Origin of the sequence: Archangium sp. (genome assembly GCF_036389735.1) — a bacterium.
In the GTDB taxonomy this organism is placed as follows: Bacteria; Myxococcota; Myxococcia; order Myxococcales; family Myxococcaceae; genus Archangium.
Map to the genome: position 1 here is coordinate 1 of NZ_DASVWK010000523.1, position 24,658 is coordinate 24,658.

At 68.9% G+C, this 24,658-nt stretch carries 25 protein-coding genes; 13 read left to right on the forward strand and 12 right to left on the reverse strand.

Annotated elements, in window-relative coordinates; translation table 11 throughout:
- The 3 genes from VF794_RS18335 to VF794_RS18345 form a co-directional block, all read left to right on the forward strand.
- Nucleotides 1-1,360 (forward strand): ATP-binding protein (locus tag VF794_RS18335; protein ID WP_331112147.1); only part of this gene is annotated, 1,360 nt, incomplete at its 5' end.
- 95 nt (nucleotides 1,361-1,455) lie between these two features.
- Complete coding sequence (locus VF794_RS18340) at nucleotides 1,456-2,109, forward strand: hypothetical protein (RefSeq protein WP_331112149.1); 654 nt, start codon at nucleotides 1,456-1,458, stop codon at nucleotides 2,107-2,109.
- Nucleotides 2,110-2,146: 37 nt separating this feature from the next.
- Nucleotides 2,147-2,380: a hypothetical protein gene (locus VF794_RS18345; protein WP_331112151.1), complete on the forward strand. Its 234-nt coding sequence runs from the start codon at nucleotides 2,147-2,149 to the stop codon at nucleotides 2,378-2,380.
- Nucleotides 2,381-3,225: 845 nt separating this feature from the next.
- Here VF794_RS18345 and VF794_RS18350 read toward each other — a convergent pair.
- Entirely contained in the window at nucleotides 3,226-4,533 is a 1,308-nt protein-coding gene (locus tag VF794_RS18350) for a cation:proton antiporter (RefSeq protein ID WP_331112153.1), read from the reverse strand.
- Nucleotides 4,534-4,717: 184 nt separating this feature from the next.
- Here VF794_RS18350 and VF794_RS18355 point away from each other — a divergent pair, with 184 nt between their 5' ends.
- The gene (locus VF794_RS18355; protein ID WP_331112155.1) at nucleotides 4,718-5,302 is read left to right on the forward strand and encodes a hypothetical protein; all 585 of its coding nucleotides are present in this window, start codon (nucleotides 4,718-4,720) and stop codon (nucleotides 5,300-5,302) included.
- A 7-nt stretch (nucleotides 5,303-5,309) separates the two neighbouring features.
- Here VF794_RS18355 and VF794_RS18360 read toward each other — a convergent pair whose 3' ends face one another.
- The 3 genes from VF794_RS18360 to VF794_RS18370 form a co-directional block, all read right to left on the reverse strand.
- A complete protein-coding gene (locus VF794_RS18360) occupies nucleotides 5,310-7,235 on the reverse strand; it encodes a LysM peptidoglycan-binding domain-containing protein (protein ID WP_331112157.1) in 1,926 nt (641 codons plus the stop codon).
- A gap of 148 nt (nucleotides 7,236-7,383) precedes the next feature.
- Nucleotides 7,384-8,940, reverse strand: coding sequence for a multiheme c-type cytochrome (locus tag VF794_RS18365; RefSeq protein ID WP_331112159.1), 1,557 nt, complete (start codon nucleotides 8,938-8,940; stop codon nucleotides 7,384-7,386).
- 4 nt (nucleotides 8,941-8,944) lie between these two features.
- Nucleotides 8,945-9,328: a response regulator gene (locus tag VF794_RS18370; protein WP_309893134.1), complete on the reverse strand. Its 384-nt coding sequence runs from the start codon at nucleotides 9,326-9,328 to the stop codon at nucleotides 8,945-8,947.
- Between the two features lie 174 nt (nucleotides 9,329-9,502).
- Between VF794_RS18370 and VF794_RS18375 the strand changes: the two genes are divergently transcribed.
- From VF794_RS18375 to VF794_RS18400, 6 genes are all read left to right on the forward strand, one after another.
- Nucleotides 9,503-11,146 (forward strand): mechanosensitive ion channel family protein, encoded by a 1,644-nt coding sequence (locus VF794_RS18375; RefSeq protein ID WP_331112163.1) that lies wholly within the window; start codon nucleotides 9,503-9,505, stop codon nucleotides 11,144-11,146.
- 91 nt (nucleotides 11,147-11,237) lie between these two features.
- Nucleotides 11,238-11,801 carry a hypothetical protein gene (locus tag VF794_RS18380; RefSeq protein WP_331112164.1) on the forward strand — a complete coding sequence of 188 codons (564 nt, stop codon included), beginning with the start codon at nucleotides 11,238-11,240 and terminating at the stop codon, nucleotides 11,799-11,801.
- Nucleotides 11,802-11,805: 4 nt separating this feature from the next.
- Nucleotides 11,806-12,600 (forward strand): hypothetical protein, encoded by a 795-nt coding sequence (locus VF794_RS18385; RefSeq protein ID WP_331112166.1) that lies wholly within the window; start codon nucleotides 11,806-11,808, stop codon nucleotides 12,598-12,600.
- A 14-nt stretch (nucleotides 12,601-12,614) separates the two neighbouring features.
- The gene (gene lpoB / locus VF794_RS18390; protein ID WP_331112168.1) at nucleotides 12,615-13,214 is read left to right on the forward strand and encodes a penicillin-binding protein activator LpoB; all 600 of its coding nucleotides are present in this window, start codon (nucleotides 12,615-12,617) and stop codon (nucleotides 13,212-13,214) included.
- Nucleotides 13,215-13,251: 37 nt separating this feature from the next.
- Complete coding sequence (locus VF794_RS18395) at nucleotides 13,252-14,481, forward strand: hypothetical protein (protein WP_331112170.1); 1,230 nt, start codon at nucleotides 13,252-13,254, stop codon at nucleotides 14,479-14,481.
- Nucleotides 14,482-14,604: 123 nt separating this feature from the next.
- Nucleotides 14,605-15,369 carry a ZIP family metal transporter gene (locus VF794_RS18400; RefSeq protein ID WP_331112172.1) on the forward strand — a complete coding sequence of 255 codons (765 nt, stop codon included), beginning with the start codon at nucleotides 14,605-14,607 and terminating at the stop codon, nucleotides 15,367-15,369.
- Nucleotides 15,370-15,420: 51 nt separating this feature from the next.
- Here VF794_RS18400 and VF794_RS18405 read toward each other — a convergent pair whose 3' ends face one another.
- Entirely contained in the window at nucleotides 15,421-15,903 is a 483-nt protein-coding gene (locus VF794_RS18405) for a universal stress protein (RefSeq protein ID WP_331112174.1), read from the reverse strand.
- A 135-nt stretch (nucleotides 15,904-16,038) separates the two neighbouring features.
- On the opposite strand from VF794_RS18405, the gene VF794_RS18410 reads away from it, so the two are divergent.
- A complete protein-coding gene (locus VF794_RS18410; RefSeq protein ID WP_331112176.1) occupies nucleotides 16,039-16,824 on the forward strand; it encodes a class I SAM-dependent methyltransferase in 786 nt (261 codons plus the stop codon).
- Between the two features lie 13 nt (nucleotides 16,825-16,837).
- On the opposite strand, the gene VF794_RS18415 is transcribed toward VF794_RS18410, so the two are convergent.
- The 6 genes from VF794_RS18415 to VF794_RS18440 all read right to left on the reverse strand — a co-directional run bounded on the left by VF794_RS18415 (nucleotide 16,838) and on the right by VF794_RS18440 (nucleotide 22,173).
- Nucleotides 16,838-17,326 carry a GDYXXLXY domain-containing protein gene (locus VF794_RS18415; RefSeq protein ID WP_331112177.1) on the reverse strand — a complete coding sequence of 163 codons (489 nt, stop codon included), beginning with the start codon at nucleotides 17,324-17,326 and terminating at the stop codon, nucleotides 16,838-16,840.
- A complete protein-coding gene (locus VF794_RS18420; protein ID WP_331112179.1) occupies nucleotides 17,326-18,426 on the reverse strand; it encodes a DUF4401 domain-containing protein in 1,101 nt (366 codons plus the stop codon). The genes VF794_RS18415 and VF794_RS18420 overlap by 1 nt, the downstream gene beginning before the upstream one ends.
- Before the next feature lie 2 nt (nucleotides 18,427-18,428).
- A complete protein-coding gene (locus VF794_RS18425) occupies nucleotides 18,429-19,424 on the reverse strand; it encodes a DUF2157 domain-containing protein (RefSeq protein WP_331112181.1) in 996 nt (331 codons plus the stop codon).
- 176 nt (nucleotides 19,425-19,600) lie between these two features.
- The gene (locus VF794_RS18430; protein ID WP_331112183.1) at nucleotides 19,601-20,833 is read right to left on the reverse strand and encodes a DNA polymerase beta superfamily protein; all 1,233 of its coding nucleotides are present in this window, start codon (nucleotides 20,831-20,833) and stop codon (nucleotides 19,601-19,603) included.
- Between the two features lie 23 nt (nucleotides 20,834-20,856).
- A complete protein-coding gene (locus VF794_RS18435; RefSeq protein ID WP_331112185.1) occupies nucleotides 20,857-21,288 on the reverse strand; it encodes a hypothetical protein in 432 nt (143 codons plus the stop codon).
- Nucleotides 21,289-21,942: 654 nt separating this feature from the next.
- Entirely contained in the window at nucleotides 21,943-22,173 is a 231-nt protein-coding gene (locus tag VF794_RS18440) for a hypothetical protein (protein ID WP_331112187.1), read from the reverse strand.
- 128 nt (nucleotides 22,174-22,301) lie between these two features.
- Between VF794_RS18440 and VF794_RS18445 the strand changes: the two genes are divergently transcribed.
- Nucleotides 22,302-23,036, forward strand: a complete 735-nt coding sequence (locus tag VF794_RS18445; protein WP_331112189.1) for a hypothetical protein — start codon at nucleotides 22,302-22,304, stop codon at nucleotides 23,034-23,036.
- An 11-nt stretch (nucleotides 23,037-23,047) separates the two neighbouring features.
- The gene (locus VF794_RS18450) at nucleotides 23,048-23,671 is read left to right on the forward strand and encodes a hypothetical protein (protein WP_331112191.1); all 624 of its coding nucleotides are present in this window, start codon (nucleotides 23,048-23,050) and stop codon (nucleotides 23,669-23,671) included.
- Here VF794_RS18450 and VF794_RS18455 read toward each other — a convergent pair.
- Entirely contained in the window at nucleotides 23,665-24,615 is a 951-nt protein-coding gene (locus VF794_RS18455; protein ID WP_331112193.1) for an alpha/beta hydrolase, read from the reverse strand. The two genes, VF794_RS18450 and VF794_RS18455, sit on opposite strands and share 7 nt — an antisense overlap.
- Nucleotides 24,616-24,658 lie beyond the last annotated feature (43 nt).

Consider the following 24,658-nt stretch of genomic DNA (forward strand, 5'->3'; position numbering starts at 1 on the left):
GAGCGAGGGCAAGTCGCTGGCGCTCGTCATCGACTTCGCCGAGACGCTGGTGCCGGGCGGGGAGATGAGCCACCTGTCGGCCGAGGACCGCTTCGTGCTGGCCACGCTGGAGAAGTGGGCGCACGACCCGCAGTTCCTCGCGGGCGACGTGTCCGTGGTGCTGCTGGCCGAGAACCTGGCGGACATGTCCCAGCGCCTCACGCGCAACCCGTACGAGGCGGCCATCGAGCTGCCCCTGCCCACCGAGGAGGAGCGGCTGGAGTACGTGCGCTACAAGCTGGAGGGCAAGCGGCTGGCGGCGGTGTCGGACGTGCCGCTGGAGGGCCTGGCGAAGATGACGGCGGGCCTGTCGCGCATCAACCTGGACCGCGTCCTCACCGAGGCCCTGGAGCACGACGTCCGCATCACCACCGAGCTGCTCAAGGAGAAGAAGAAGGAACTCATCCAGGCCGAGTGCCATGGCCTGCTCGAGTTCATCGAGCCGGCGCACACGCTGGACGCGGTGGCGGGCCACGCCAAGGCCAAGGAGATGCTGCGCAACGCGGCCAACGCCCTGAAGAAGGGCCGCATCGAGGTGATGCCCATGGGCTACCTCGTGAGCGGCCCGGTGGGCACGGGCAAGACGTTCCTGGTGTCCTGCTTCGCCGGAGAGATTGGCATCCCGGTGGTGAAGTTCCTCAACTTCCGCAGCCAGTGGCAGGGCGTCACCGAGGCCAACCTCGAGAAGATCTTCAACCTGCTCAAGGCGCTCTGGCCGGTGGCGGTGATGGTGGACGAGGCGGACACCTTCCTGGGCAACCGCGACTCGGGCGGGGACTCGGGGACGAGCAGCCGCGTGTTCGGCTCGGTGGCCTCGTTCATGGGCAACACCGTGTACCGCGGGAAGATTGTGTGGTTCCTGCTGACGGCGCGGCCGGACCTGCTGCCGGTGGACCTCAAGCGCCAGGGCCGCGCCGAGGAGCACCTCGCGCTCTTCTACCCGGAGACGGAGGAGGAGCGGGAGGAGCTGTTCCGGGTGATGCAGAAGAAGACGGGCCTGAAGCTGGAGGTGCAGTCGGTGGGCGAGCTGATTCCGCCCGGGACGCGCCAGCTGAGCGGCGCGGACCTGGAGGCGGTGCTGGTGCGCACGCGCTTCCGGGCGCTGGCCCAGGGCCGGGAGCAGGCGACGGTGGAGGATCTCAAGGCCGTCTTCGCGGACTTCGTGCCGCCGAGCTACCCGCTGGAGATCGAGCTGCAGAACCTGGTGGCGGTGCAGGAGTGCACCAGCCGCGAGCTGCTGCCCGAGAGCTTCCGCCGGCTGGACCGCGACCACATCACCCGCCGCATCCGTGAGCTGAAGGCGCTGATGCAGGAGGGCTGAGACCCACACGGAGCGTACGGCAAAAGCTTGCCAGCTCGCTTGAAACGTGAGAATCCTGGAAAGCAGTGAAAAACCTGCTTTCACAGGAGCGAGCCATGAAGAAGGCCCCGAACTTCAACGCGGTCCTGCGTCTCGTGTTGCTGGCGTCCCTGGGCGCGGCGGGCAGTGCGCTGGCCGATGGCACCAATCCGTACCACCTGGAAGCAAGCGTCATCAGCCCGTTCGACTACGCGGGGGTGGTCACGTCCTACGCGCCCTCCCACCATGTCGTCTTCGGCGGGGACACCTCCTTCGACGTCGCCCTGCAGAGCGGCTCGACCGGCGGGACGAACGTCTGGTTCGACGTGAAGCCCTACTACCTGGCGACGGCGATGCGCGGGGTGGTGCTGTCGGGTGGAGCCAATGCGCCCGTGCCGGCCTGCGCGAGTGGCAACTACTACGATGGCGGGTACGTGGTGCAGGTCGAGGTGCAGGCCTACTACAACGGCACCTGGACGCCGATCGGCTGGGTCAAGTACGCCCACGTGGACAGCATCACCGTGAACAACGGTGCCGTCATCAGCAACACCTACCAGATCGCCAAGGCCACCTGGCAGTACAACGGGCGCTGCTCCACCGCCCCGCACGTCCACATCGAGCCGTACAACTACCGGCACTACGCCTGCTACACCAACCGCAGCCCCTTCCAGTACTACGACGCGGTGGCACGGGTGGGCGGCGGTCGCCTCGGCTTGTCGCAGTGCCCGTAGGTCGAGCCTCGGCGCGCCAGCAAAGGTGTCGACAAAGGTGTCAAATACTTCGCTCCTGCTCTGGGTGCTCCTCTTCTGTACGGCGTGCCCGCATGCTTTCGGTCGAGGAGGCACGATCGATCGAGCCGTGCTCAAGGACATGGAGGACTCCGCCAGACCGCTGAAGTTGACGGACTGCTCGCCAGCAACCCTCGAGGCCATCTGTCAGCCAAAGAAGTTCAAGGAGTGTGAGCGGCAGTGCAAGGAGGCCCTGGAAGAGGAGGAGTGGTGAGGTGGCGGCTCCTGGCCGGGCTGCTGCTGCCTTTGCCGCTCCTGGCCCTCATCTCCGGGCATTGGCTTGCGCGGTTCACGCCCCCCGAGCCGACTCGGGGACAGCTCGTTTCCGTGCTCTCGTGGGAGCAGCGTCGCCAACTGCCGACATGGCACCAGCCCTGTCGGCGGAGCGATGACTGTGATTCTCCGCTCGCGTGCTTCTTCGATCGGCACGAGCGGGGGCTCTACTGCACGGATAGCGAGTGCGTGGCGGATTCTCAATGCCGTGAGGGCTTCGTCTGTAGGGCGGTGGAGACCTGGGGCGGAGAGGTGTTGAAGCGGTGCTCGCTGGCGGGGGGCCGGAGGGAAGGTGAGCGCTGTGAGCCGCTGTCGAAGCGCCACGCGAGGGCCTGCTCACGGGAATTGCTCTGCAACGACTGGTGCGGTCGGCCCTGCGAACCAGAGGTGTCTGGGAACTGTCCGGACGGCTTCTTCTGCCCACGTGAGGGAGGTCCCGATGGCCCCTCCTGCCTTCCGACGTGCGAGGAGCGGGGCTGTCCTCGTGGCCAGGAGTGCATCCGCTTTCGCTTGGGGGCCTCGATCTGTGCCGAGGTCCAGGGGACGAACTGCCAGCAGGCGCCGTGTCCCGAGGGGCAGGAGTGTGAGACGCATGCCTCGCCGGAAACACCGGGGACGGTCAGGATGCGATGCAAGCCACGATGAGGCCTGGAGAGCCGGGGTTCTTGATCCTCTCAAGCGGGATCCGAGACAGGCCCCCGGCCGGTGAACTCGTAACGGTCCCGCTCCAGCAACTCCTCGGGCAGCTTCCCGTCCCCCAGGGGGAACTCGGTGAGCAGCACCCGCTCATGCCTGCGCGGTGTCCTCCTCGGATTGGGTGCGCTCGTAGCGCTGCATCAGGGGCGTCACCGAGATGCCGTGCACGACGATGGACACGGCCACCACCGTGAGCACGAGTGGGACGAGCTGGTGTGCCAGCGCCTCCGGGAGGCCATGGTTGAGGGCGTAGAAGAGGTAGTAGAGCGAGCCGATGCCACGGATGCCGAACCAGCCCATCAGCCCGCGCTGGGGGCGCGTGGTGTCCGAGCCGACGAGCGAGACGAGCACGGAGACGGGGCGGATGGCGAGGAAGAGCAGGGGGGTGAACCAGAGCGCCTCGGAAGGCAGCGGGAGGCGCGAGAGCAGCAGGCCGAGCACCACCACGAGGCTCACCTCGCCGATGCGCTCGATCTGCTCATTGAAGTTGAGCACCGCGTTGGCCATGTAGGCGGGCGCGTGCTCCGGGTCGGTGGCCGCCTCGGGGTGGACGCGGGCGCTCTGCACCACGTCCTCGGGCGGCCTGCCCTTGTTTGACTGCTTCTCGATGCGCCGCAGCGCGAGCCCCGCGGCGAACACCGCCAGGAAGCCGTAGGCATGGAGCAGCAGCGCCACCCCGTAGGAGAGGGCGATGAGTCCCAGGGCCAGGAAGTCATCGAGCCCCAGGGCCTCGCGATGGGTGCGCCGCAGGTAGAGGACGATCCGTCCGACGGCTCCGCCCAGCAGCGTGCCCACGCCGAGCCCCGCGACCACCGCCCACACGAGGTCCACCGCCACCCAGCGCCAGAGCCCCTCGCCCAGCGGGTGCAGCCCGAGCAGCCCCAGGCCGAGCATCACGAAGGGAAAGGCCGTGCCGTCATTGAAGCCCGCCTCGCCGGTGAGCCCGAAGCGGAGGGTGTCGCGCTGGAAGGGGTGCTCCATCTGCACGTCCGAGGCGAGCACCGGATCGGTGGGGGCGAGCACCGCGCCCAGGAGCACGGCCGCCCCCAGGGACAGGCCCAGCAGCCAGACGCCCGCGGTGGCCACGAGCCCGACGGTGACCACCATGCCCACTCCCGCGAGCCGCACGGCGATGCGCCAGCGCGGGGCTCGCAGGGGTGCCCGCAGCTTCAGGCCCGTGGTGAACAGGGAGATGATGACCGCGACCTCGGTGAGGGTCTCGAGGAGCTTCTTCTGCGCATAGGGGTCCAGCTGGCCCACGCCGAAGTGTCCCAGGGCGAAGCCCACCAGCAGGTAGAGCATCGAGGTGGATAGGGGCAGGCGCTTGAGCACCGAGCCCCCGAGCGCCATGGCGATGAGGAGCGCGCCGACCACGATGAACCAGATGACGATCTCCATGGGCCTGGCGACTCTCGGAGCGGGAGGTGGATGCCTGGAGGCGCTTGTACCTCATCGCGAACAGGAACTCGCGGCCCGCCAGGCAGCCAGCCAGGGGCTCTCTTCCTCCGAGTTGGGCGGGTCACATCCGGATCGCCTGGATTCCGTAAGGAGGCAGATGGCGCTTCCTCGGAGGAACACGGCAATGCTGGATTCGCAGATCGATCAACGTTCCAGGCGGACGTGGGACTTCTTCCTGACCAACGCGGGAGGACTGTTACTCGGCGGTCTGGTGGTGCTCGCCGGTTGGTTCGTCGTCATTCCCGGGCCCTGGTTCACCCTCAACCTGCTCCAGGAAATCATCGAGTGTCGCCGTACGGGTGGACTGGTCCGCTGGCAGGCCGTCTATGACCGGCAGGGCAACTTCCTGAAGAGCTGGGGGCTCACCCTGGCGATGGGGATTCCCATCCTCATCGGCTATCTCCTCCTCATCGTGCCGGGTGTGCTGCTCTCGCTCTACTGGCTCCACGCGCCGATGCTGGCCGCCGATGGGCGCAGCGCCACCGAGGCGCTCGCCGAGAGCGGCCGCCTCTTCCGACGCAGGCACGACTGGGCGGCGTACTTCCTCAACTGGCTCGTCCTGGCGGTGCTCTCGGCCCTGGGCGGGGTGACCACCTTCGCCGTCGTCCTCACCCTGCCGCTGTCCCTCGTCTACCTGGCCCTCTGTTACTCCGATGAGACGGGGGCGGTGACGACGCCCTCCCTCCCGCGCAGGGAGATCGTGGTGTGACCGGGGACTACGGCGCCTTCACCGTGAGGCGCAGGCCGGTGGGCAGCCGGGTGGTGTCCTTGATGTTGTTCCAGCGCTTGATGTCGTCCACGGAGATGCCGTAGCGCTGGGCGATGCTCCACAACGTCTCGCCGGCGGCCAGCTCGTGCACGGCGCCGGGGCGGCCCACGTTGCCGCTCACGGCGCGCTGGGCGATGACCGTGCCCGCGCGCTCCTCCACCTGCTTGGGCCCGTTGTCCGGGAACACGTACAGCACCGAGCCCACCTTCAAGGCCTTCTTGCTGGCGCGCACCGTCAGGTTGTTCCACTTGCGGAGCTCGTCCGCGTTCACCTGGAAGCGCTGGGCGATGGCCCACAGGCTGTCCCCCGACTGCACGCCGTAGGTGACGCGCTTGCGGCCGTTGATGGTCTCCGTCTTGATGGGGCCCGTGGCCACCGGGCCGCGAGGCGTCCCGGCGGGGACCTCGTCCTCGGGACGCAGCACCGTCACGCCGCTGCGCCGCGCCTGCGCCACCTTGCGCGCCAGGGCTCCCTCACCGCTCTCCTTGCCACCGCGCCCGGCCTGCACCGGGATGACCAGCTCCGAGTTCAGCTTCAGCGTCTTCATGCTCTTGAGCTGGTTCATCTGGAGGATGGCCTCGGGCGCGCTGCCGTAGGTGAGGGCGATCTGCGACAGCGTGTCGCCCCGCTTCACCTTGTGGACTCGGAAGGTGAGGCGCTCCTTGGCGGGGATGCTGGCGAAGTTCTCCGCGAAGCGCTCCGCCGTGCCCCTGGGCAGGCGCAGCACGTAGGGGTTCTTCGCGCTCGACGGCGGGGTGCACCAGCGTCGCAGCTCGGGGTTGAGCTCCTGCACTTCCTTCACGTCCACGCCAGCCGCCCGGGCAATCACGTCCAGGTCGGTCGCGTCGTTGATCTTCACCTCTTCGAAGGTGAGGGGCGGCTCGTACTCGAACTCGCTCTCGGAAAAGCCGAAGGCCGAGGGGTTCTTGGTGATGAGCGCCGCGGCGATGAGCTTGGGCACGTAGTGCTTCGTCTCCGTCGCCAGGCCCTTCTCCTCGGCGGAGATGACCCAGAAGTCCTTGGTGTCCAGGCGCTCCATCAGCCGGCGCACCCGGCTGCTGCCCGTGTTGTAGCCCGCCCACGCCAGGTACCAGTGGCCCAGCTCCCTGTGCAGGTCCTTCAGGTAGCGCGCGGCGGCCCGGGTGGCCTTGAGGGGATCCCTCCGCTCGTCCACCCAGAAGTCCTGGTGCAGGCCGTACTGGCGGCCGGTGCTGGAGATGAACTGCCAGGGCCCGGAGGCGTGCGCCCACGAGTAGGCGCTGGGCGAGAAGCCGCTCTCGATCATCGCCAGGTACACCGTGTCGCGCGGCAGCCCGTTGGCCTCGAGGATGGGCTGCATCACCGGCAGGTAGCGCGTGGAGCGGTTCACCCACTTGCGGAACCACTTGCGGCCCGGCCCCCGGAAGAACTCGACGTACTTGGCCACCAGCGGCTGCATCTCCACCGGGATGTCGTAGCGGGACTGGAGCCGCGAGATGTCGACGTTGGCCAGGTCGGTGATGAGGGCCAGCTCCCCCTCGGCCTCGTCCTCGCGGAAGGTGGGCTCCTCCAGCGCATCCAGCATGCGCTGGCGCAGCGGGTTGGCCAGGCCCAGGCGGCGCAACGACTGGAGCACCTCGGCGTTGGGCCTCGCCCCCGGATCCAGCGTGGCATCCTCGAGCGCCCGCAGCTCCTCCAACTCGGCGGACTCCGCGGTGGGCTCCTCGTCCCCCTCGTCCAGGTTCTCCTCGGGCTCGTCGGCCGAGCCCACCATCAACCGTTTGTCTTCGGCGCCAAGCACCCGCATGCCGGGAGGAGGCGGGGGCATCGGCAGCGCGCCCTGGGACGAAGGGACGGAGGCGAGCACCAGGAGGAGCAGGCTGATGGACGGCATGGTCACCTGGGGGCCGGCTGGCGAGAGGGCCGGGTTGGTTGGAGACTCAAGTATTCAAGGCTTCTCGCGGGACTCAAACAGCCGTCCGGGCGAGCCATTCTCCCCTTGGATGTCACCGACGGGAAGAAACGCACCGCCTGGGTGTGCATCAGGGCTTGTTCTTCACCGCCGGTGGCTGGCCATGCCCGGGGCCCAGGATGCGGGGCACGTAGGTGGCGAAGTCGAAGTGGGGCGAGTTCTCCCGGTTGTGGCACGTGATGCACATGGCCTGGCCGGGGCGGCCGGTGATGTTGGCGGCGGTGGGATCCTCGGCGTGCAGCGAGCCCGGGCCGTGGCAGCTCTCGCAGCCCACGTTCTCCCGGCCGGCCACCTTGTCCAGGCGGCACACCCCGCCGGGCTGCTCCCAGCCGGTGACATGGCAGCCGGTGCAGTTGAGGTGGAACTGCTTGCCCAGCTTCTCCAGCGTCCGCCAGGCCTCGTGGTGCTTGGAGGATTCCCACGAGGGGAAGGCCTCCGCGTGGCACTCGGCGCAGGAGGCGTTGCCCACGAAGGCGGCCTGGCCCTTCTCGGGGGGCGGGCAGTCCTGGCCATGCGCCTTGGCCCACTCCAGGGTCATCTTCCCCACGTCCGCGTCGTAGGTGCTCACCACCGCCTGCGCGTCCGGGTGCGAGGGCAGGTTGGACTCCAGCGGGACGAAGCGCACGCTGAAGCTGTCGCTCTCCCCAGCGGAGGCCGAGGCCACCGGCGCGGTGAGCAGGGCCTGTCGGCGTGCCACCAACTCCTCGCGCTTCTGCTGCTGGAGGCGCTTGCGCTCGGGGTTGAGGCCGGGGAGGTTGATGTCCCGGTCCAGCAGCTCCAGGCGCCGATCGATGGAGGTGACCTCGCGCTCGGTGTCCTCCGCCGTCTTCTGGGGGGCGAAGCGGCCCGGCTTCGCGCCGTAGGCCAGGTCCACGCGCAGCAGCGAGCGGCCCTTGCTCTGGAGCGCGATGACGGGCACCGCGTCGCGCACCAGCTTGTTCTCCTCGCCGTCGAACTCGGAGGCGGTGTGCGTGGCCAGCACGAGGTCCGCCCCGAGCTCCGGGGTGGCGGCGGCCTGCTGCGCTTGCTGGAGGGTGCCGTGGAAGAGGCCCACCACGAAGGCGGCGCCCTGCTCACGGGCCCGGGCACTGGCCTGCTTCAGCCCGGCCGCGTCCGAGGCGCTCACCACGCCCACCTTGCGCGCTCCCGCGGGCAGCACCTTCACCCCGCCGGGCTCCAGCTCGGGCAGGCCCAGTCCCTTGCGGAACTCGGCGCCGCGCACCTCGTCCAGCTCGCCCCGCGCGCGCACCGCCAGGCCCATGCGCTTCATGGCCTCGGCGAGCGCCCGTGCCTTGCGCTCCTCCTGGGGCACCTGCGCCGGCGCGAGGGTGGGCTCACCGAAGAGGCTGTCGCCGCCGTCGATATAGAGGACGGGCAAGGGGCCCTTGCGCGCCTCCAGCACCTGGAAGGCCGCGCGATCGATGCCGCCGCGCATGTTCTCGCTACAGCCGCACGGGCCCAGGTAGCCGCGCGTGTCGGCGGAGAAGAAGAGGAGGGCGCCCGGGGCGTCCGCCTTCGGGGCCTCGTCCGAGCGCGAGGCCACTTGCGGCCCCGCGGGACTCGCCTCCTTGCGCGAGCACCCCGAGAGCGCCGCCAACAGGGCCAGTCCACCGAGGAGCCGTCTCACGGCGTCACCAGATGATGCTCTGCACCAGCTCGTCGATCTTCTCACCCATCGCCTCCAGGCCATTCACCTTGGACAGGCTGCCGTCGGCCCCGACCTGCTCGGCCAGCTTGCTCAGCTCGTCGTCCGGGAGGCTGGAGAAGAGGATGATGGGGATGTCCTGGGTGCCGTACTCGTTCTTCAGGGTGCGGCAGATGTCCGTGCCCTTGGCCTCGGGCATGTGGATGTCCGTGAGGATGAGGTCCGGCTTCCAGGTCTGGAGCGTCTTCTCGAACTCCATCAGCGTGGAGGTCGCGATGACCTCGTAGCCGCGCGCCTCCAGCACGGCCTTCTCCATGGCGAGGGTGATCTCGCTGTCATCGATGAGGAGAATCTTTCGCTTCTCTTGCACGGCGCCCTCTTCCTTGGAGGCCCCTTCTAGCCCACCGCTCCTTGCGGCTCCAAGGCTTTCCCGTCCAATTGGAATCAGGGAATGAACGGAGTCGTCCGGTAAGCCGGGGGACGGGCGGGCTGGCGACACATTGGTGTTGCGGGGAGGGGCGGGGTGGCGCACTAAGAGGCGGCCATGAGTCGTGCCCTGATTGGACTGTGCGCCCTGCTGTCCCTCGTCCTCCCGCCGACGGCCCGGGCCCTCAACGCCGGTCTCGGCGAGCCGCCCACCACGGTGGACCGGCAGACGCCCTATGCCGCGGCCAAGGGCTTCTCCGATGCCGTGCACAAGGGCGACTACTCCTTGGGCGCGCACTACCTGGACCTGGACTACCTCCCCCCGTCGGAGCAGAAGGACAAGGGCGCCCAGCTCGCCCGCCGGCTCAAGTTCGTCCTGGACCACAAGCTGCCCCTGGCCCTCACCAGCTTGAGCAAGGAGCCCGAGGGCGACCCGGCCGGCACCCTCTATGACCAGATTGGGATTCTCACCGTGGGCGAGGACGCCTACCCCATCCGTCTTGCCCACGTCAGGGTTGAAGGTGGGCGGGTGTGGGTGTTCAGTGAGCCAACGGTGCGGTCCATCGACCGGCTCTATGAGGAGTACGGCCCGGGGGTGTTTGGCGAGTCGCTGCCGCCGGTGCTCTTCGAGAAGCCGGTGCTGGGGCTGGAGCCGTGGCAGTGGCTGGGCCTGCTGGCGACGGTGGCGGGGGGCCTGGTGCTGTGCGTGGTGCTGGAGCGGCTGTCGTTGGCGCTGGCGGCACGGCTGGCGAGGTGGACGCGCATCACCTGGGACGACGCGCTGGTGTCGGCGGGCCGGGGTCCCCTACGGCTCCTGTACTTCGCGCTGCTGGTGGCGTTGGGGACGTCGCTGCTGCTGCTCTCGCCCACGGCCCAGTACGTGAAGAACCGGCTGGTCACCACGCTCATCATCATCTCGGTGGCGTGGTTCATCCTGCGCTTCCTGCGGGTGACGGCGCTGTTCGTCCAGGAGTCGATGACGAAGGACTCCAAGGACGCGCGACGCTCCCGGGGGCTGCACACCCAGCTCGTGGTGCTGCGCAGCGTCTTCGAGGCGGCCACCTATCTCATCTCCGCCGCGCTGCTGCTCATGCAGTTCGAGACGGTGCGCAACGTGGGTGTGTCGCTGCTGGCCTCGGCCGGTATCGCGGGCCTCGTCATCGGTCTGGCGGCGCAGAAGTCCATCTCCTCGCTGCTGGCCGGCATCCAGCTGTCCATCACCCAGCCCATCCGCATCGGGGACACGGTCATCGTGGAGAACGAGTGGGGGACGGTGGAGGAGATCACCCTCACGTACGTGGTGGTGCGCGCGTGGGACGAGCGGCGGCTGGTCATCCCCATCGCCCAGTTCCTCGACAAGCCCTTCCAGAACTGGAGCAAGGGCGGCAAGTCCATGCTCGGGCCGGTGAAGCTGCTGGTGGACTTCACCACGGACATGGAGACGCTGCGCACGGAGCTGCGGCGCATCCTGGAGAACGAGGGCAAGGCGCTCTGGGACGGCAAGGTGGCCACCGTGGTGGTGGAGGAGGTGCTGGACCGGACCCTCCAGGTGCGCGTGCTGGTCAGCTCCACCCCGGAGGACCTCTTCGACCTGAGGTGCCTGGTGCGCGAGAAGATGATGGTCTACCTGCGCGATCGCGCCGAGTGGCTGCCCATCACCCGCACCGAGCCGCGCTCCACGCCGCAGCCCGCGCCCACGGGCGAGCAGAAGCCAGCGGGCGAGCAGGCGCCGTCCCCGCCACCCGCCGTGCCCCGGGCTTGAGCCCCACTGGCTTCTTCGGCCGGGTGATGAATATCCGGCCCCTCTCCGCGTTCGGAGAGGAGGGTTGCTGCACTTCCGTGGAGCCTGTGTGATGAAGCGTCTTACCCAGTGGTGGGGGGCCGCTGCGCTGGCGGTCGCCGTGGTCGCGCCCCTGTCCGCGCATGCCCAGCCGCGAGGCCGTACCGATGGGCCCGAGGGGTCCGAGTACGGCAAGGGCGGCTACTCGAGGTCCTCGGACAGCCGCTTTTCCCTGGAGGTGAACTGGGGCGCGGCGTTCGCCGCCCGGCTGTCGGAGCTGGAGAGCGCGGACGGGCCGCCGCTGTTCATCGGCGGCACCGCCTCCATCTGGGGCGCGGACTGGTACCAGTTCGACTTCAGCGGCGCCTACGTGCTCCAGAGTGGCCAGGTGAACGTTCTGGTGGGGCCTCGCTTCCGGACCTACGGCTACCCGGTGAGCTTCACCGCGGGCCTCAAGGCTGGCGCCTTCCTCGTGCCGGACCTGGGCCTGCGCTTTGGCCTCTCTCCCCAGGCGGGCGTGGACGTGTTCCTGGCCAACGAGCATGTGGTGCTCGGCCTGGGTTACGCCCTGGACATTCCCCTCGCTTCGCGGGGAATCACCAACCGCCTCTTCATGAACGTCGGCTACAGGTTCTAACGCCATGCTCGCCCACGCCCTCGTCGCCGCCCTCGTGCTCGCCACCGGTCAGGCCGTGCCCGTGCTGCCCTTCCCGGGCGAGACGCGGACCCTCAACATCATCCAGTGGGACCCCAACCAGCTGCCGCGCATCTACGAGCGCACGGACCAGCTCCCGCTCTCCGACGAGGAGGTGGCGAAGCTGGCCCAGGCGGGCTTCGACGAGGCCTCCATCGTCAAGATGCTCGAACAGCGCCGCTGCGCCTGCGACGCGAGCGCGGACGGGCTCATCCGCTTGAAGCAGGCCGGGGCGACCAAGGCGGTGCTGGACGCGGTATCCACGCACGCGCTCAAGCCCAACCGGGCGCTCGACCTGCTGGTGACGCTGGACTTCACCGGGGAGAGCCGCACCGCGCGCGAGGCCTACCTCTACTTCTTCGTGGAGGATGGGAACCTGACGCGCCTCTTCACCGCGAGCCTGTCGGAGCTGCTCGGCCGCCAGAACGCGAACGAGACGAGGGTGGACCGCAGCGACATCCTGCGCGCGCGCACGGTGCGCCGCATCCAGCTCGCCGGGCAGGTGCCGCTCAAGACGTACGGCGCGCACCGGGTGCTGGTGGTGGCGAGCGCCAACCCGGCGCTCACCCACCCCTCGCAACTCACCGAGGCCGAGCGGGCCAAGGCGCAGGTGTACACCTTCGACTATCCCCGGGCCTCGCTCCAGAGCCTCTGCCGGCTGACGGCCGGGTACAGGCGGGACGCGGTGCTCGCCTACAAGTGGAACTTCCAGGGCAGCCGCTTCGAATGCGAATGGAACTAGGAGAGCGCTCCATCATGAAGACCCGTCTCATCGTGTCCGCCTCGCTCGTGGGACTCCTCGCCGCCTGCTCGGGGCCGCGCGCCTTCACGCGCGGCACCTACGAGGACCCGAACACCATCGAGATGCTGTCGGATCAGTTCAACGAGAACGACCTCCAGCTCATCGCCAAGAAGATGGTGGGCTCGCTGGCCAACTCGCCCCGCTTCGCCCAGCCCGCTCAGCAGTTGCCGGTGGTGCTGGTGGGGCGGATGAAGAACAAGACGTCCGAGCACATCGACATGGGCTCGCTGGGGGACAAGATTCAGACGGGGCTGGCCCAGACGGGCCGGTTCGCGCTGCTGGACAAGGCGGCGCGCGAGGACCTCGCCGAGGAGTACGAGTACCAGCAGTCCGGGTACGTGGACCCCAACGCGGCCAAGGGCCCGGGCCAGCAGGCCAGCGCGGACTACCTGCTCACGGGGGAAATCTCCTCCATCGTCCAGCAGGTCGGCCGCGACAAGCTCGTCTATTACAAGATGACCGTGAAGCTGAACAACGTGCGCACGGGCATCGTGGAGTGGACGGACGAGAAGGAGATCCGCAAGAAGTTCGAGAAGAAGCACATCTCCTGGTAGCGCGACGATGAGCCTCTGGCGCCAGCGCGGTGGAAGAATGTCGGGGTGGGCCGTGCTCGCGTTGGCGAGCGTGGTGCTGCTGTCGGGCTGCGCGGGGGACTACGTCGCGCGCACGCGCAACCTGCGCACCGCGTACGAGTCCGAGTCGTACGACCATGCCCTGGCCGAGCTGGACGCGGTGGCGCGGCACGGCTCCAGGAAGGACCAGCTCCTGGTGCTGCTGGACCGGGGCATGGTGCTGCACGCGGCGGGGCGGTGGCGGGACAGCATCCAGGTGCTGGCGGAGGCGGAGCGCCTGGCCGGAGAGCTGGACGCCATCTCCGTGAGCGAGGAGGCCGGCACGCTGCTCACCAACGAGCGCGAGCGGGCCTACCGGGGCGAGGACTTCGAGAAGTTGATGATCTCCGTGTTGCAGGCGCTCAACTACGCGCAGCTGGGCCAGGACGAGGAAGCGCTCGTCGAGGTCCGCCGGGTGAACGAGCGGCTCCAGAAGATGATCGTCGACGAGAGCAAGCCGTACGAGCAGCTCGCCATCGCGCGCTACCTCGGCGGGGTGCTCTACGAGGACCAGGGGGAGTGGGACTCGGCGTACATCGACTACGCGAAGGCGCTGGAGCTGGAGCCGGGGCTGGGCCCGCTGGCGGAGCCGCTGCTGCGGCTGGCGAAGAAGACGGGGCGGCTGGACGAGTACGAGCAGTTGCGCCGGCGCTTTCCGGACGTGGGGCACGCTCCGCTGGGGCCGGGCGAGGGGCAGGTGGTCGTGGTGGTGGAGGCGGGGCTGTCGCCGGAGAAGGAGCCGGCGGACCGATACACGGACACGCATGACCTCATCCAGGTGCCGGTGTACCGGGAGCGGGGCTCGCCGACGCGGGCGCGGATATGGGTAGGGGAGGGGCAGCAGCAGCAGCGGACGGTGACGGTGACATCGCTGGCGGACGTGGCGAGGGTGCACCTGGAGGACCGGATCGGTCGGATGCTGGCCAGGCAGCTGGCCGCGGCGACGGTGAAGGCGGGGCTGGCGGCGGGGGCGGGGGCCCTGACGAAGAGCAAGGAGCTCGGCGCCCTGACCTTCCTGCTGTTGAACGCGATGAACGAGCCGGACCTGCGCTCCTGGCTGTCCCTGCCGGCGGAATTCCAACTGGCGCGCTTCCGACTCCCGGCGGGCCGCTACACGGTGAACATGGACGAGGGAGGCCACGGAAACGCCCGGGAAGTGGAGGTGAAACCCGGGAGGGTGCAGGTGGTGGTGTTCCGCCGGTACTACTGAGCGCCCCCTTCCTCTCCCACCGGGAGTGAGGGTCTCCCCCCCACCTGTCTGTCCATCCGGCATGGAAGCGTCCGGGGGGTTGGCACCGGTTGGCACGTTTCTGTGCTAGGTGTCGGGCCCCCCATGCCTCTCGCGGTCGCCCTCTCCTCGTACTCGCTGGTCATCCTGCTGGGCGCCGTCCTGGGCGCGCTGGTGGTGGTGTTCACCGAGAAGCAGGCGAGGCTGGTGACGTTCCTGGCGTTCGCGGCGGGGGTGATGTTCGGGGCGGCCTTCTTCCACCTGATGCCGGAGGCCTACCGCGGCGGAGGGCTGTGGACGTTCGCGCTGGTGCCGGCGGGGTTCGTCTTCCTGCTGGTGTTGGACCGGTATGTGATGACGCACGCGTGCGAGGACCCCGTGGGGTGCAAGGAGCACCAGCACGTGCAGGGCGGCAACACGCTGGGGATGACGGCGTTCCTGGGGCTGTCGGCGCACACCCTGTTCGACGGCATCGCGCTGGGCTCGGCGGTGAAGGAGGGGGTGGGGCTGATGGCGCTGCTGGCGATCACCTCGCACAAGGTGCCCTCGTCGCTGTCGCTGGCCTCCATCCTCAAGTCGGAGGGCAAGAGCACGCGCCGCATCATGGGCTTCGCGGTGATGTACGGGCTGATGGTGCCGGTGGGGGCGGGGCTGTACTTCGCCTTCGACGCGGTGCTGAGCTTCGAGTCACTGGCGGCCCGGGCGCTGGCCTTCTCGGCGGGCACCTTCCTGTACGTGGCCATACTGGACCTGATTCCGCATGTGAGCCGGCACGGCAGGGACCGGTGGGTGCGCAACCTGGCCGCGATGACGACGGGCCTGCTGCTGATGCTGGCGCTCGCGCAGGTGACGGCGCACGGGGTTCACTAACCGCGGGTCGTGGTTGGCCGGATACTCCCAGGTCCTGCATGCCGCTGAGCCTCACGGCGCGGGCGGAGCCACCTCCTCGGACTCCGTCCCGTGCACGGTCATCACGGGGCAGGAGGCCCGGGCCGCGACCTTCTGCGCCACGCTGCCCATCATGAGTCGGGCGAGCCCGGTGCGCCCGTGCGTGCCCATCACCACGAGGTCATAACCGCTCGCCGCGAAGCGGACGATGGTGTCGGCGGAGGGCCCTCGCTCCAGGTGCGGTTGGAGAGGGACGGGACTGGAGCGATACGGCTCGACCCATTCCTGAAGGAGACGGCCCGCCTGGGCGAGGCTCATCGTCTCCACGTCCGCGGCGGGTGCGGAGGGCACCAGGTCCACGATGTACCACTCCAGGTGAGCCGGGGGCTCCCAGACGTGGAGCACATCGACCGAGGCTCCCATCCGCTCCGCGAGAGTGAGGGCACGCTCGAGGGCCTGCTTGGAATGCGGGGAGAAGTCCGTGGGGACGAGGATGCGGCGGATGGGAGGGGCCATGACTGCCTCCTCGCGGGTGGGGCGACCGGCCCGCGCTGTACTGCCGATACATGGAAGATGCACCGTGAGGAGCGGGGCGGCTGTGTCCCCCGGACTTGATGAAGGTCGGCCGCACGATTAAGGGGCAGCGCGACCATGGAACGACTCTCCGACTGGTACGACCACCCCGAGTATTACGAGGCCATCTTCGGCACGGACACCGCGCGGGAACTGGACTTCCTGGTGGAGGTGAACCGCCGTTACGGCACGGGGGGCAAGCTGCTGCTGGAGCCCGCGTGCGGGGCGGGCCGGCTGGTGGCCGAGGCCGCGAGTCGGGGCTACCGGGTGGTGGGCTACGACCTGTCGGAGAAGATGCTGGCGCATGCGCGCGAGCGCCTCTCGCCGGCCCTGCGCCGGAAGGTGCGCCTCTACGCGTCGCCGATGCAGGAGTTCTTCCGGCCGGAGCTGGAGGGGAAGGTGGACCTGGCCTTCAACCTGGTGTCCACGTTCCGCTACCTCGACAGCGAGCAGGCGGCGCTGGCGCACCTGGAGGGCACGCGGCGGCTGCTCAACCCCAAGGGCCTGTACGTGCTCGGCTTCCACCTGACGGACTACGACCGGAAGAAACCCGAGCATGAGCGCTGGGTGGAGCGGCTCGGGAAGGACACGGTGGTGTGCAACACCCGCGAGGGCCTGCCGGACCGTCGGCTGCGGCGCTCGACGATGCGCAACCGGCTGCGCATCACCGGGCCGGGGAAGGACCTGCTCATCGAGACGCACTGGTACTTCCGCACGTACGACCTGACGCAGACGCGACGCCTCTTCCGGCGAGCGGGGCTCGAGGTGCTGGCGGTCTACGACTTCGACTACCAGGTGGACGCGCCACGCAAGAAGGGTGAGATGCGGCTCGACAGCATCTTCGTGCTGCGAGCCGCGAAGTAGAGTCTCCCTGCTTTCAGGGGACGGGACGCCCGAGCGGCTGGCGCTCGGCGTCCCGCAGGCCCACCAGCACGCTGGAGCCATCCTCGGCCACTCGCAGCTCCCCGTACTTCGCCCCGGCGTAGAGGTCCGCGTGGCCCTCCTGGAAGAAGAAGGACTCCGCGCCCAGGCGGATGCGGCCGTCGCGCTCCTTGTAGCGAAGCAACACTTCGTCCGGGGCCAGCGGGGTGCCCGGCGTCTGCTCGCGGAGGAAGCGCCCCACGCCGTTCTCATCCAGGCGGAGCACGAGCAAGCTCTGCCGGGGGGCCTCGGACCGAGCCAGCTCGCGACTCACGGCGTAGTCGAGCACCATGTAGTCGCCCTGCATGAGCGAGCGCGGGTCCACCGGGGCGAGCTCCAGCAGCACGGGTGTGCCGTGGGCCAGGACGCGCTCCTTGCGGATGACGAGCACCAGCAGGGCCACCACCACGAGGGCGAGACCGCCGAAGATGACGCGGGAGCGCATCAGCGCACCTCCTCGACCGCGGGGAAGCGGCGCAGGATGAAGAGCCGCAGGCCGAGCATCACGAGCCCGCTGCCCAGCAGCGCGAGCGACTTGGCCAGCAGCGAGAGCTCGAGGTCGTAGTAGTAGCTCACGCCGAAGTTGAGGATGAAGGCCACGGCCATGCCGAGGAGCACCACGTTGCGTCGGTGGAAGCCGAGCAGGAGCACGCCCGCGGCGGCGATGACGCCGGGGGTGCGGAACGTGAGGACGGCGAGGAGCACCAGCGTGGCGAAGGCCGTCACCCCGGCGGTACCACCGGTGTCCACGCCCGTCTCCTCGAGCACGCGCCAGGCCGAGTAGAGCGTCACCACGGCGAGCCCCAGCGTCAGCACGCCAGGGGGGAGCTCCACGGCGCCCTCGCGGAAGAGGCTGCCGTAGAAGTCCTGGAACCAGGTGCGCATCAGCAGCACGGAGAAGAGCACGGTGACGAGCCCGAAGGCCGTGGGAGTCACCACCTCGCCCCAACGCCCGGCCTGGAGCCGGCCCTGCTGGAGGAAGAGGAGGTGCGCGAGCACGGTGAGGCCCACCAGGGCCACGTCCACCAGCACACCGGGCACCGTGAGGCGCAGGAGGATGAGCAGCGCGAGGCTGGCGCTCAGTGCGGACAGGAAGCGCTGGATGGTGTCCGGGTAGACGAAGAGGAGCACCAGCCCGAGCCCGAGGGTAGCGGCGGCGGCGGCCTCCCCGCTGTCGGTCAGGGAGCCCATACCGCCGACGAAGAGGGCCTGCCCGGCCAGTCCTGTGGAGAGGGCGAGCTGGGTGAGGAACACGTTGTTCCCCATGCGGCGCACGACGACGGCGCCTCCGGTGAGGAGCAGGCCGAGGATGATGGCGCCCACCTCCTCGCTCGCCGTCACCACGAGGGCGATGAAAGCGATCAGGAACAGGGAGGCCACCCAGGCGCCGAAGCCGGTGAGGATGCGCACGAACCAGGGCGTGCCGGTGGTGACGTCCTGACGGGAGGCGAGCGCGGTACCCGCGAGGGCCTGGGCATCTCCGGCCAGCACACCTTCTACCTGGAGCTGGGAGACGACGTCTCGCAACGAGGGTTTGAGGGCCATGGTCAGACCTCCTCCGGGCCGCGTGCCTCGGCGCGCAACCACCAGACGGTGATCCCCACCTCGCCGATGATGAGCAGGGCCATCGTGAAGGAGAAGAGGATGGCCTCGAACTTGAGGGACTCGAGCAAGAAGCGCCCGATGAGGGTGGTGGCCAGTGTCATGAGGCTCACCGCGTCCAGGGTGAGGAGGAAGAGCTCGGAGCGCACCAGGCGGTGGAAGAGGTACGCCGCGACCATCGCCACCACGAGCAGGCCGAGCGCCACACGGCTGGAGGTATCGGCCTCCCGAGGCAGCACCACCACGTACTGGCCCAGCGCGAGCAGGGGGACCATCGTCATCGTCGCCAGGATCCGAGGCAACCACCGGTCGCGCAACCAGGGGACGCCGCGCCCCGCGAGGAACTCATGCACCGCCCAGGCCGCGCCGTTCACCAGCGCGAGCACCAGCGTCAGCGTGGTGCCCTTGCCCGAGAGGATCTGGACCCAGAAGAGGGAGAGGGCGGTGTTCACGAGGAGGAGCAGCAGCAGCCACAGGGGCCCGAAGCGGGCGAGCGCGACCCACGGGAGGACGAGCAGGCTCCACCCGAGGAACAGCTCATAGGGGTCCGCGCCCGTCTGGTACGCCTGTCCGTAGACGGCGAGGAGCGGACCCACGAGCACCGCGGCGAAGAGGAGGGCGAACTGGCCGGCGAGTCCCTCGCCGAGACGCCAGGCCGCGATACAGGCCGCGAGGATGGCCGCGAGCAGGAGCCCGAGCTTGCCGAAGCGGTGGAGGGCGGCCCAGTTGTAGGCGAAGAAGTAGATGACGCCGGAGAGGAGCAGCAGGGAGCCGAAGCCCAGGAGCACGGCGGACAGGAAGCGCCGCCAGGCGGTCGGCTCTGGAGAAGCCACGGCGAGCCGCAGGGCGCGTTGCAGCGCGGGAGGAGACAGGACGCCCGCCTCGGCGAGCGCATAGAGGCGTTCGGGCGTGGCGGCGAGGTCGAGCGAATCAGTGGACACGGCGGAGCACGCTAAAGCCTTGTGCGCCGCACGTCGAGCAACCACGCCTCATCGAGCACGCGGTCGGCCACACGGGCCGGTGCTCGGTCATCAGGTTGCGCGTCATGACTCTTCTTCCCTCCATTCGACGGCCGGCGGCGCGGGAGCGTCGCGGCCGAGCGGCCCGGGCTCCTTCATCACCCAGCGCCGCGCGAGTTCCTCGCCCACACGCCGCAGCAGCCGGTCCGCGCGCCCGTAGTCGGGGAGTACGGGGAGCTGGCTGGTGCGGTGGGCCTCTTCCAGTTCCGGTGCGAGGGCCTCGGCGTCCCGCAGTACGTCTTCGAGCGGGACACGGCCCGCCTTGATGTCCAGCATGCGCTCGCGGTGGGGGCCGGAGACCTCGAAGGTGGGCACCCCGTCGCGCAACCACCCCGTGGCGAGCACCACGAGGCGCAACAGGTTGTAGGCGTTCTTCGGCCGTAGCTCGCGGGCGCTGGGGGGCCGGCTATACCCCCACTGCGCGCGTAGTGGGTGAGGGCGGCGAGGTCATTGGCCTCGAGGAGGCCCTGGTCCCACAGCGAGCGGTAGAGCTGCTTGAGGTACGTCTTGGCCGCGAGCAGTGCGTCCTCGGGGGTGGGGGCGGAGTGCGGCGAGATGGCCGCGAGCCGCCGGGCGACCTCGTCGAGACCCGGAGCGGGCTCCTCGCACAGCCATTCGAGCACCAGGTCCCGGTGCTCGGCGAGCTTCTGGCTGCGGGTGAGCTTGTCGAGCTGGCTCATGGCGTAGCGACCGAAGCTGCCGAAGATGGCCTTGGAGACGAAGGCCTCGCGTTCGGCGAGCAACCACTCGCCCAGCGGGTCCGTGGCACGGGCGCTGGGGACGAAGAGCATCTCGAGGGTGTTGGGGTCGGCGCGGAGGGCCTGTTCCACGGCCTTGGATAGCTCCCAGTAGGTGTGGCTGCCGTCGGCGCTGACGAGGTCCCTGGCCTTGTCGGCGAGGCCGAAGTGCCAGGGGAGGGGGAGTCCGAAGACGCCGCGCAGGTCGACATCGGAGGACTCGTTGGCGAGCCCCCAGGCCTGCGAGCCCACCACGGTCTCCAGCACCACGCACGGGCGCAGGGCGTCCCAGGTGGCGGCGCGCCGGAGGGCGAACTGGAGCTGGCCCGGCTTGCGAGGCACCAGCTCGTCGCGGGCATACCAGAGCTCGCCCACGCCGACCACCTGGACATCGAAGCCTCCGCCGCGAGCACGCACCACGCGGCCCACCACGCCCTGGGGCACACGCCGGTCGCCAGCCACACGCTCGACGCGGGTGGTCACCTCGGTGCCATGGGGGAGGGGGACGGACAGCTTGTCCACCTGCTCATAACCCCGGGGACGAGCCGTTCCCTCGGTCCGATCCTGCTCGGGAGTCTTGGGTCCGCGGGTCATGGGCACCTCCGGGTGGGGACACCTCAGAACGTCGAGAGCGACAGCACCGGGCTGCGGCGGGCCACCGCCTCGCGTGCGAAGTTCGCCAGGGCCAGGAGGATGGTGCGCAGCTCTTCCGGCTCATGGTGGTCCTGGTCGATCCGTTCAACCCAGGCGTCGGTGAGCCCAGGCAGGTTCTCGGCCGTCACACGGGCCAGCGCCTGGAGGAAGGAATCCACCACACGCGCGATGAGCAGACCGTCTTCCTCCCGGAAGACGAGCGGATCCTCCAGGGTAGGCTCGTCCGTGAGGTCATCCGTTCCCCGGAGCGCGGCGAAGAGCGCCATCAGTTCCATCTCGATGAGTGGGAATTCGACATGCGTCCAGTCTTCCGGGGAGTGCTCCTCGGTCGTGACGATCGACTCGATCGCCTCCGCCTCGTCTTCTTTCGCGATGAACCAGGTCGTGATCTGCACGAAGGTGCTCCGATGCCGTTGTCGGGCGAGACCCTATCACGACATGACCTCGTGGGTAGATTGTCAGACATGACGAGGGTTGACCTCGAAGTGAGGGGACGCAGGGGAAACCGCGAGCATCGTTCCCCGTGGCGAGGCGCTTCTCTACCCTTTCAGGTCGGCCATTTCACAGGAGAGGTATGCCATGGCACTGCGTCAAGCTGGAGCCGCGCTGCTGGTACTGCTGACCGCCTGCGCGAGCATGCCGCGCATGGCCTATCCTGGCGCGCCCCCGGACCACACACCAAGCACCTGGTGGTACGACGTAGTGGTCATCGAGCCAGGCACCGTGGACATCCGCCCAGTGGCCATGGACAAGGCCGAATTCCAGCGAGCCTTCCAGCGGCTCGCTCGCGACGTGCAACTGAAGGGGAATACCCCCCGGGAGGCTGCGCGCGAGTTGCTGAAGGACCAGTTGGATCAGGAGTCGGAGAGACCGGAGCTGAGTGGTACGTGGCTGGCGGAGGTGAGCCGGGACCGCGTCCTCACCCTGGTGCCTCTGGACGAGAAGAACCCCCTCACTCCCCAGGCGGATGCGGCCCTGCGCGGCAAGTACGAGGACTGGTGCGAGCCACGGAATGGGGGCGATTGCCTCGGCCTCTTCGATGACGGGCCCTACCTGCGCGCGGACGATAGACGCACGCTGGCGCTCGCCCTGGCCTTCGGCTCCGTGCTGGACGAGACGAGGGCAGCACTGGGGCGGGAGTTGGACCCGCGCGCGCTCGTGGCGATGTGCATGTGGACCGTCAGCTTGTACCTGGCTTCCTGGCTGGTGCCCGAGCCGACAACGAAGGCACTGGCGGCGAGCCTCACCTTGATTCTGGTGGGCTGGCTGGGCGTGGACACTGTGTGGGGGTTGATGGATGGGGTGGGCCTGACTGGCCACCCAGGCCCACAAGGCCACCACTTTCGCGGAGCTGCGCGCGGCGGGCGAGCAGTACGCGAAGGTGCTGGGGACGGACGCAGCCCGAGCGATGATTCTGGCGGTGGGCGCGCTGACAGGGCGCACGCTGGGCGAGGTAGCGGCACGAGTGAAGTCGCTGCCCGGCTACAGCTTGGCGGGGGCGCAGTGGGAGGCGCAGGGTGGGGCCGCCGTGCTGGCGCCCGAAGTCGTGGTGGAGACGGCGCTGGTCCGGGAGGGAGCGCTCGCCAGGGCGGTGGCGGCGGTGGAGACGGTGGCGGCCTCTCCACAGGGTCCGCTCGCGGTGGTGATGCTCAAGAAGGGTGGGGGCGCCGGGGCAGCCCCGCAGGGGAACTCGCCCACCACCATCATCCGCCATCGAGGTGGCAACCGGCAGGTGGTGCTCGGCAATGGCCAGCGTTGGCACCTGCCGCGCGACAAGTCGCTCGCGGACATACCGGTGGACGACCCGGTGGGGGATCAACTCCAGGAAGCCGTTACCCGGGCGGCCGGGGAGTGGGGACCGGATCTGCTCTCTCCGAGAGAGAGAGGTGCCATCGACAAGGCCCTCAGGGAGGGCGAGTACTGGCTGGCTCGCCTCTTGGAGCGCGAGGCCCGGGGTCGCTACGTGGAAGACCGAGTGCACCGGCAGTTCAAGCATCTCTACGACTGGAGCCGGAACAAGGGCGTCGACGTGATTGACCCGGAGATGGGCACCCAGTACGAGATTCTCTCCGGCACAGCATCGAACCTCGCACGGCATGGCAGGCGCATGGCGGGTGAGCTCTTCCGGATGATCACCTTTTAAGAGGGCGGCGGATGCTCTTCACCAAGGTCTTCTACGAGAACAAGGAGATCGAAAACGAGCGGTTGGACCTGACGGACAAGGGCTCGCTCTACTTCCTCGGCTCCAACCTGACGTTACGCAACTGCACGCTCGTCCTGAAGGTGTCCGCCAGGAACCTGTTCTTCGATGGAGTCCGGTTCATCGACTGCACCTTCGAGGTGAAGCAGGAACTGAAGAAACACCAGGACTGGGTGTTCGCCGCGCTCAAGGGTTGTCGCTTCAATGGGCGGCTGTCGGACTGCGACTTCGGCCATTGGCCCAGTTACCCGAGGGCGTGGGAACACGCGGCCATCGAGGACTGTGACTTCTCCGAAGCGCGCCTGGACGGCTGCCGCTTCCATGGTTGTGACCCCCGGACCTTGCGGTTTCCCAAGTGGCCCTGCTTCACCATTCTGGACCCCATCCGCAGGAGTCACGAGCTGGCCGCTATGGAATGGCCAGGGGACATCGGCTCCATCACGATGAAGGGACATGCGCGCGAGCCGCCCTCCACGGTTGCCGTGACCTGGTTCGCCCCGAGTCTGGCCAAGGAGAATGGGACCACTCCGGAAGTCATCAAGGCCATCATCGAGAAGTGCGAAGGCATCATCTATTGATGCCTCAGTTCCGAGAGGACTCGGTCCGTTTGCTCCAAATGTGGACTATGGCCGGCCGGTACGCGCGCGATTCGTGCGTGAGGCAGCACCTTCTCCACGCCCTCGGCGAGTGACACGGGCAGCACCGTGTCGTGCTCGCCCCAAAGGAGCAGGGTGGGTTGTTTCACCTCGCCCAATCGTCCGACGCGGTGGAACACGCCGCCCATGAGTGGCACCAGCGTGTTGAAGGCCCGCGTGGCCTCGGGTCTGCCGCCGGGCACCGCCATCAACTCGTACTCCATCGCCATCAATCGCCGGTTGGGCGGTGTGTCCGGCAGTGGCGCGATGCGTCCGAAGAGCTTCGGTCCCAGCACGCGCGCCACCCGCTCCGGGCCCACGCGGAAGTAGAGGCGCGCATCCAGAGCCATCTCCGGGCCCAGCCCCATCGCGTCCACCAGCACCAGCCGCTCCACCGGCACTCGGCCCCGCAGCGCCAGCTCCAGCGACACCAGCCCTCCCAGCGAATGCCCCACCAGTGTCAGCGGCCCGGGGGCCAGCGTGGACAGCACCTCCTCCACCGGCTCGACGAAGAAGCGCAGCCCGTCCTCGGCCGTGCGCGGCGGCCCCTGGGGCACCGAGGAGCACCCGAAGCCCGGCAGGTCCACCGCCAGCACCCTGTGCTCGCGGACCAACTCCGGGAGCAGGGGCCACCACATGCTCGCCGCGTGCCCTCGTCCATGGAGGAGCACCACCGGAGGGCCCTCGCCCCCTTCGAGCACCCGCAGCGCCCCGCCCCCCGCCAGCGGGCACATCCGCGCCACCACCGCCGGAGCCAGCTCCCCCAGCAGCTCCGCCTCTACCGGCCCCGGGCCCCGGACTTCACCCGGAGCGAAGGCGCGACCCGGACTCTCCGGAAGGTTGGCGTTCTTCGCCTCGATGTGGTTTGGGGTACGCCTGCCGGTCATTCCTGGACCTCTCCGGGGGGTGGACCCCCGAAATTACTGGAAT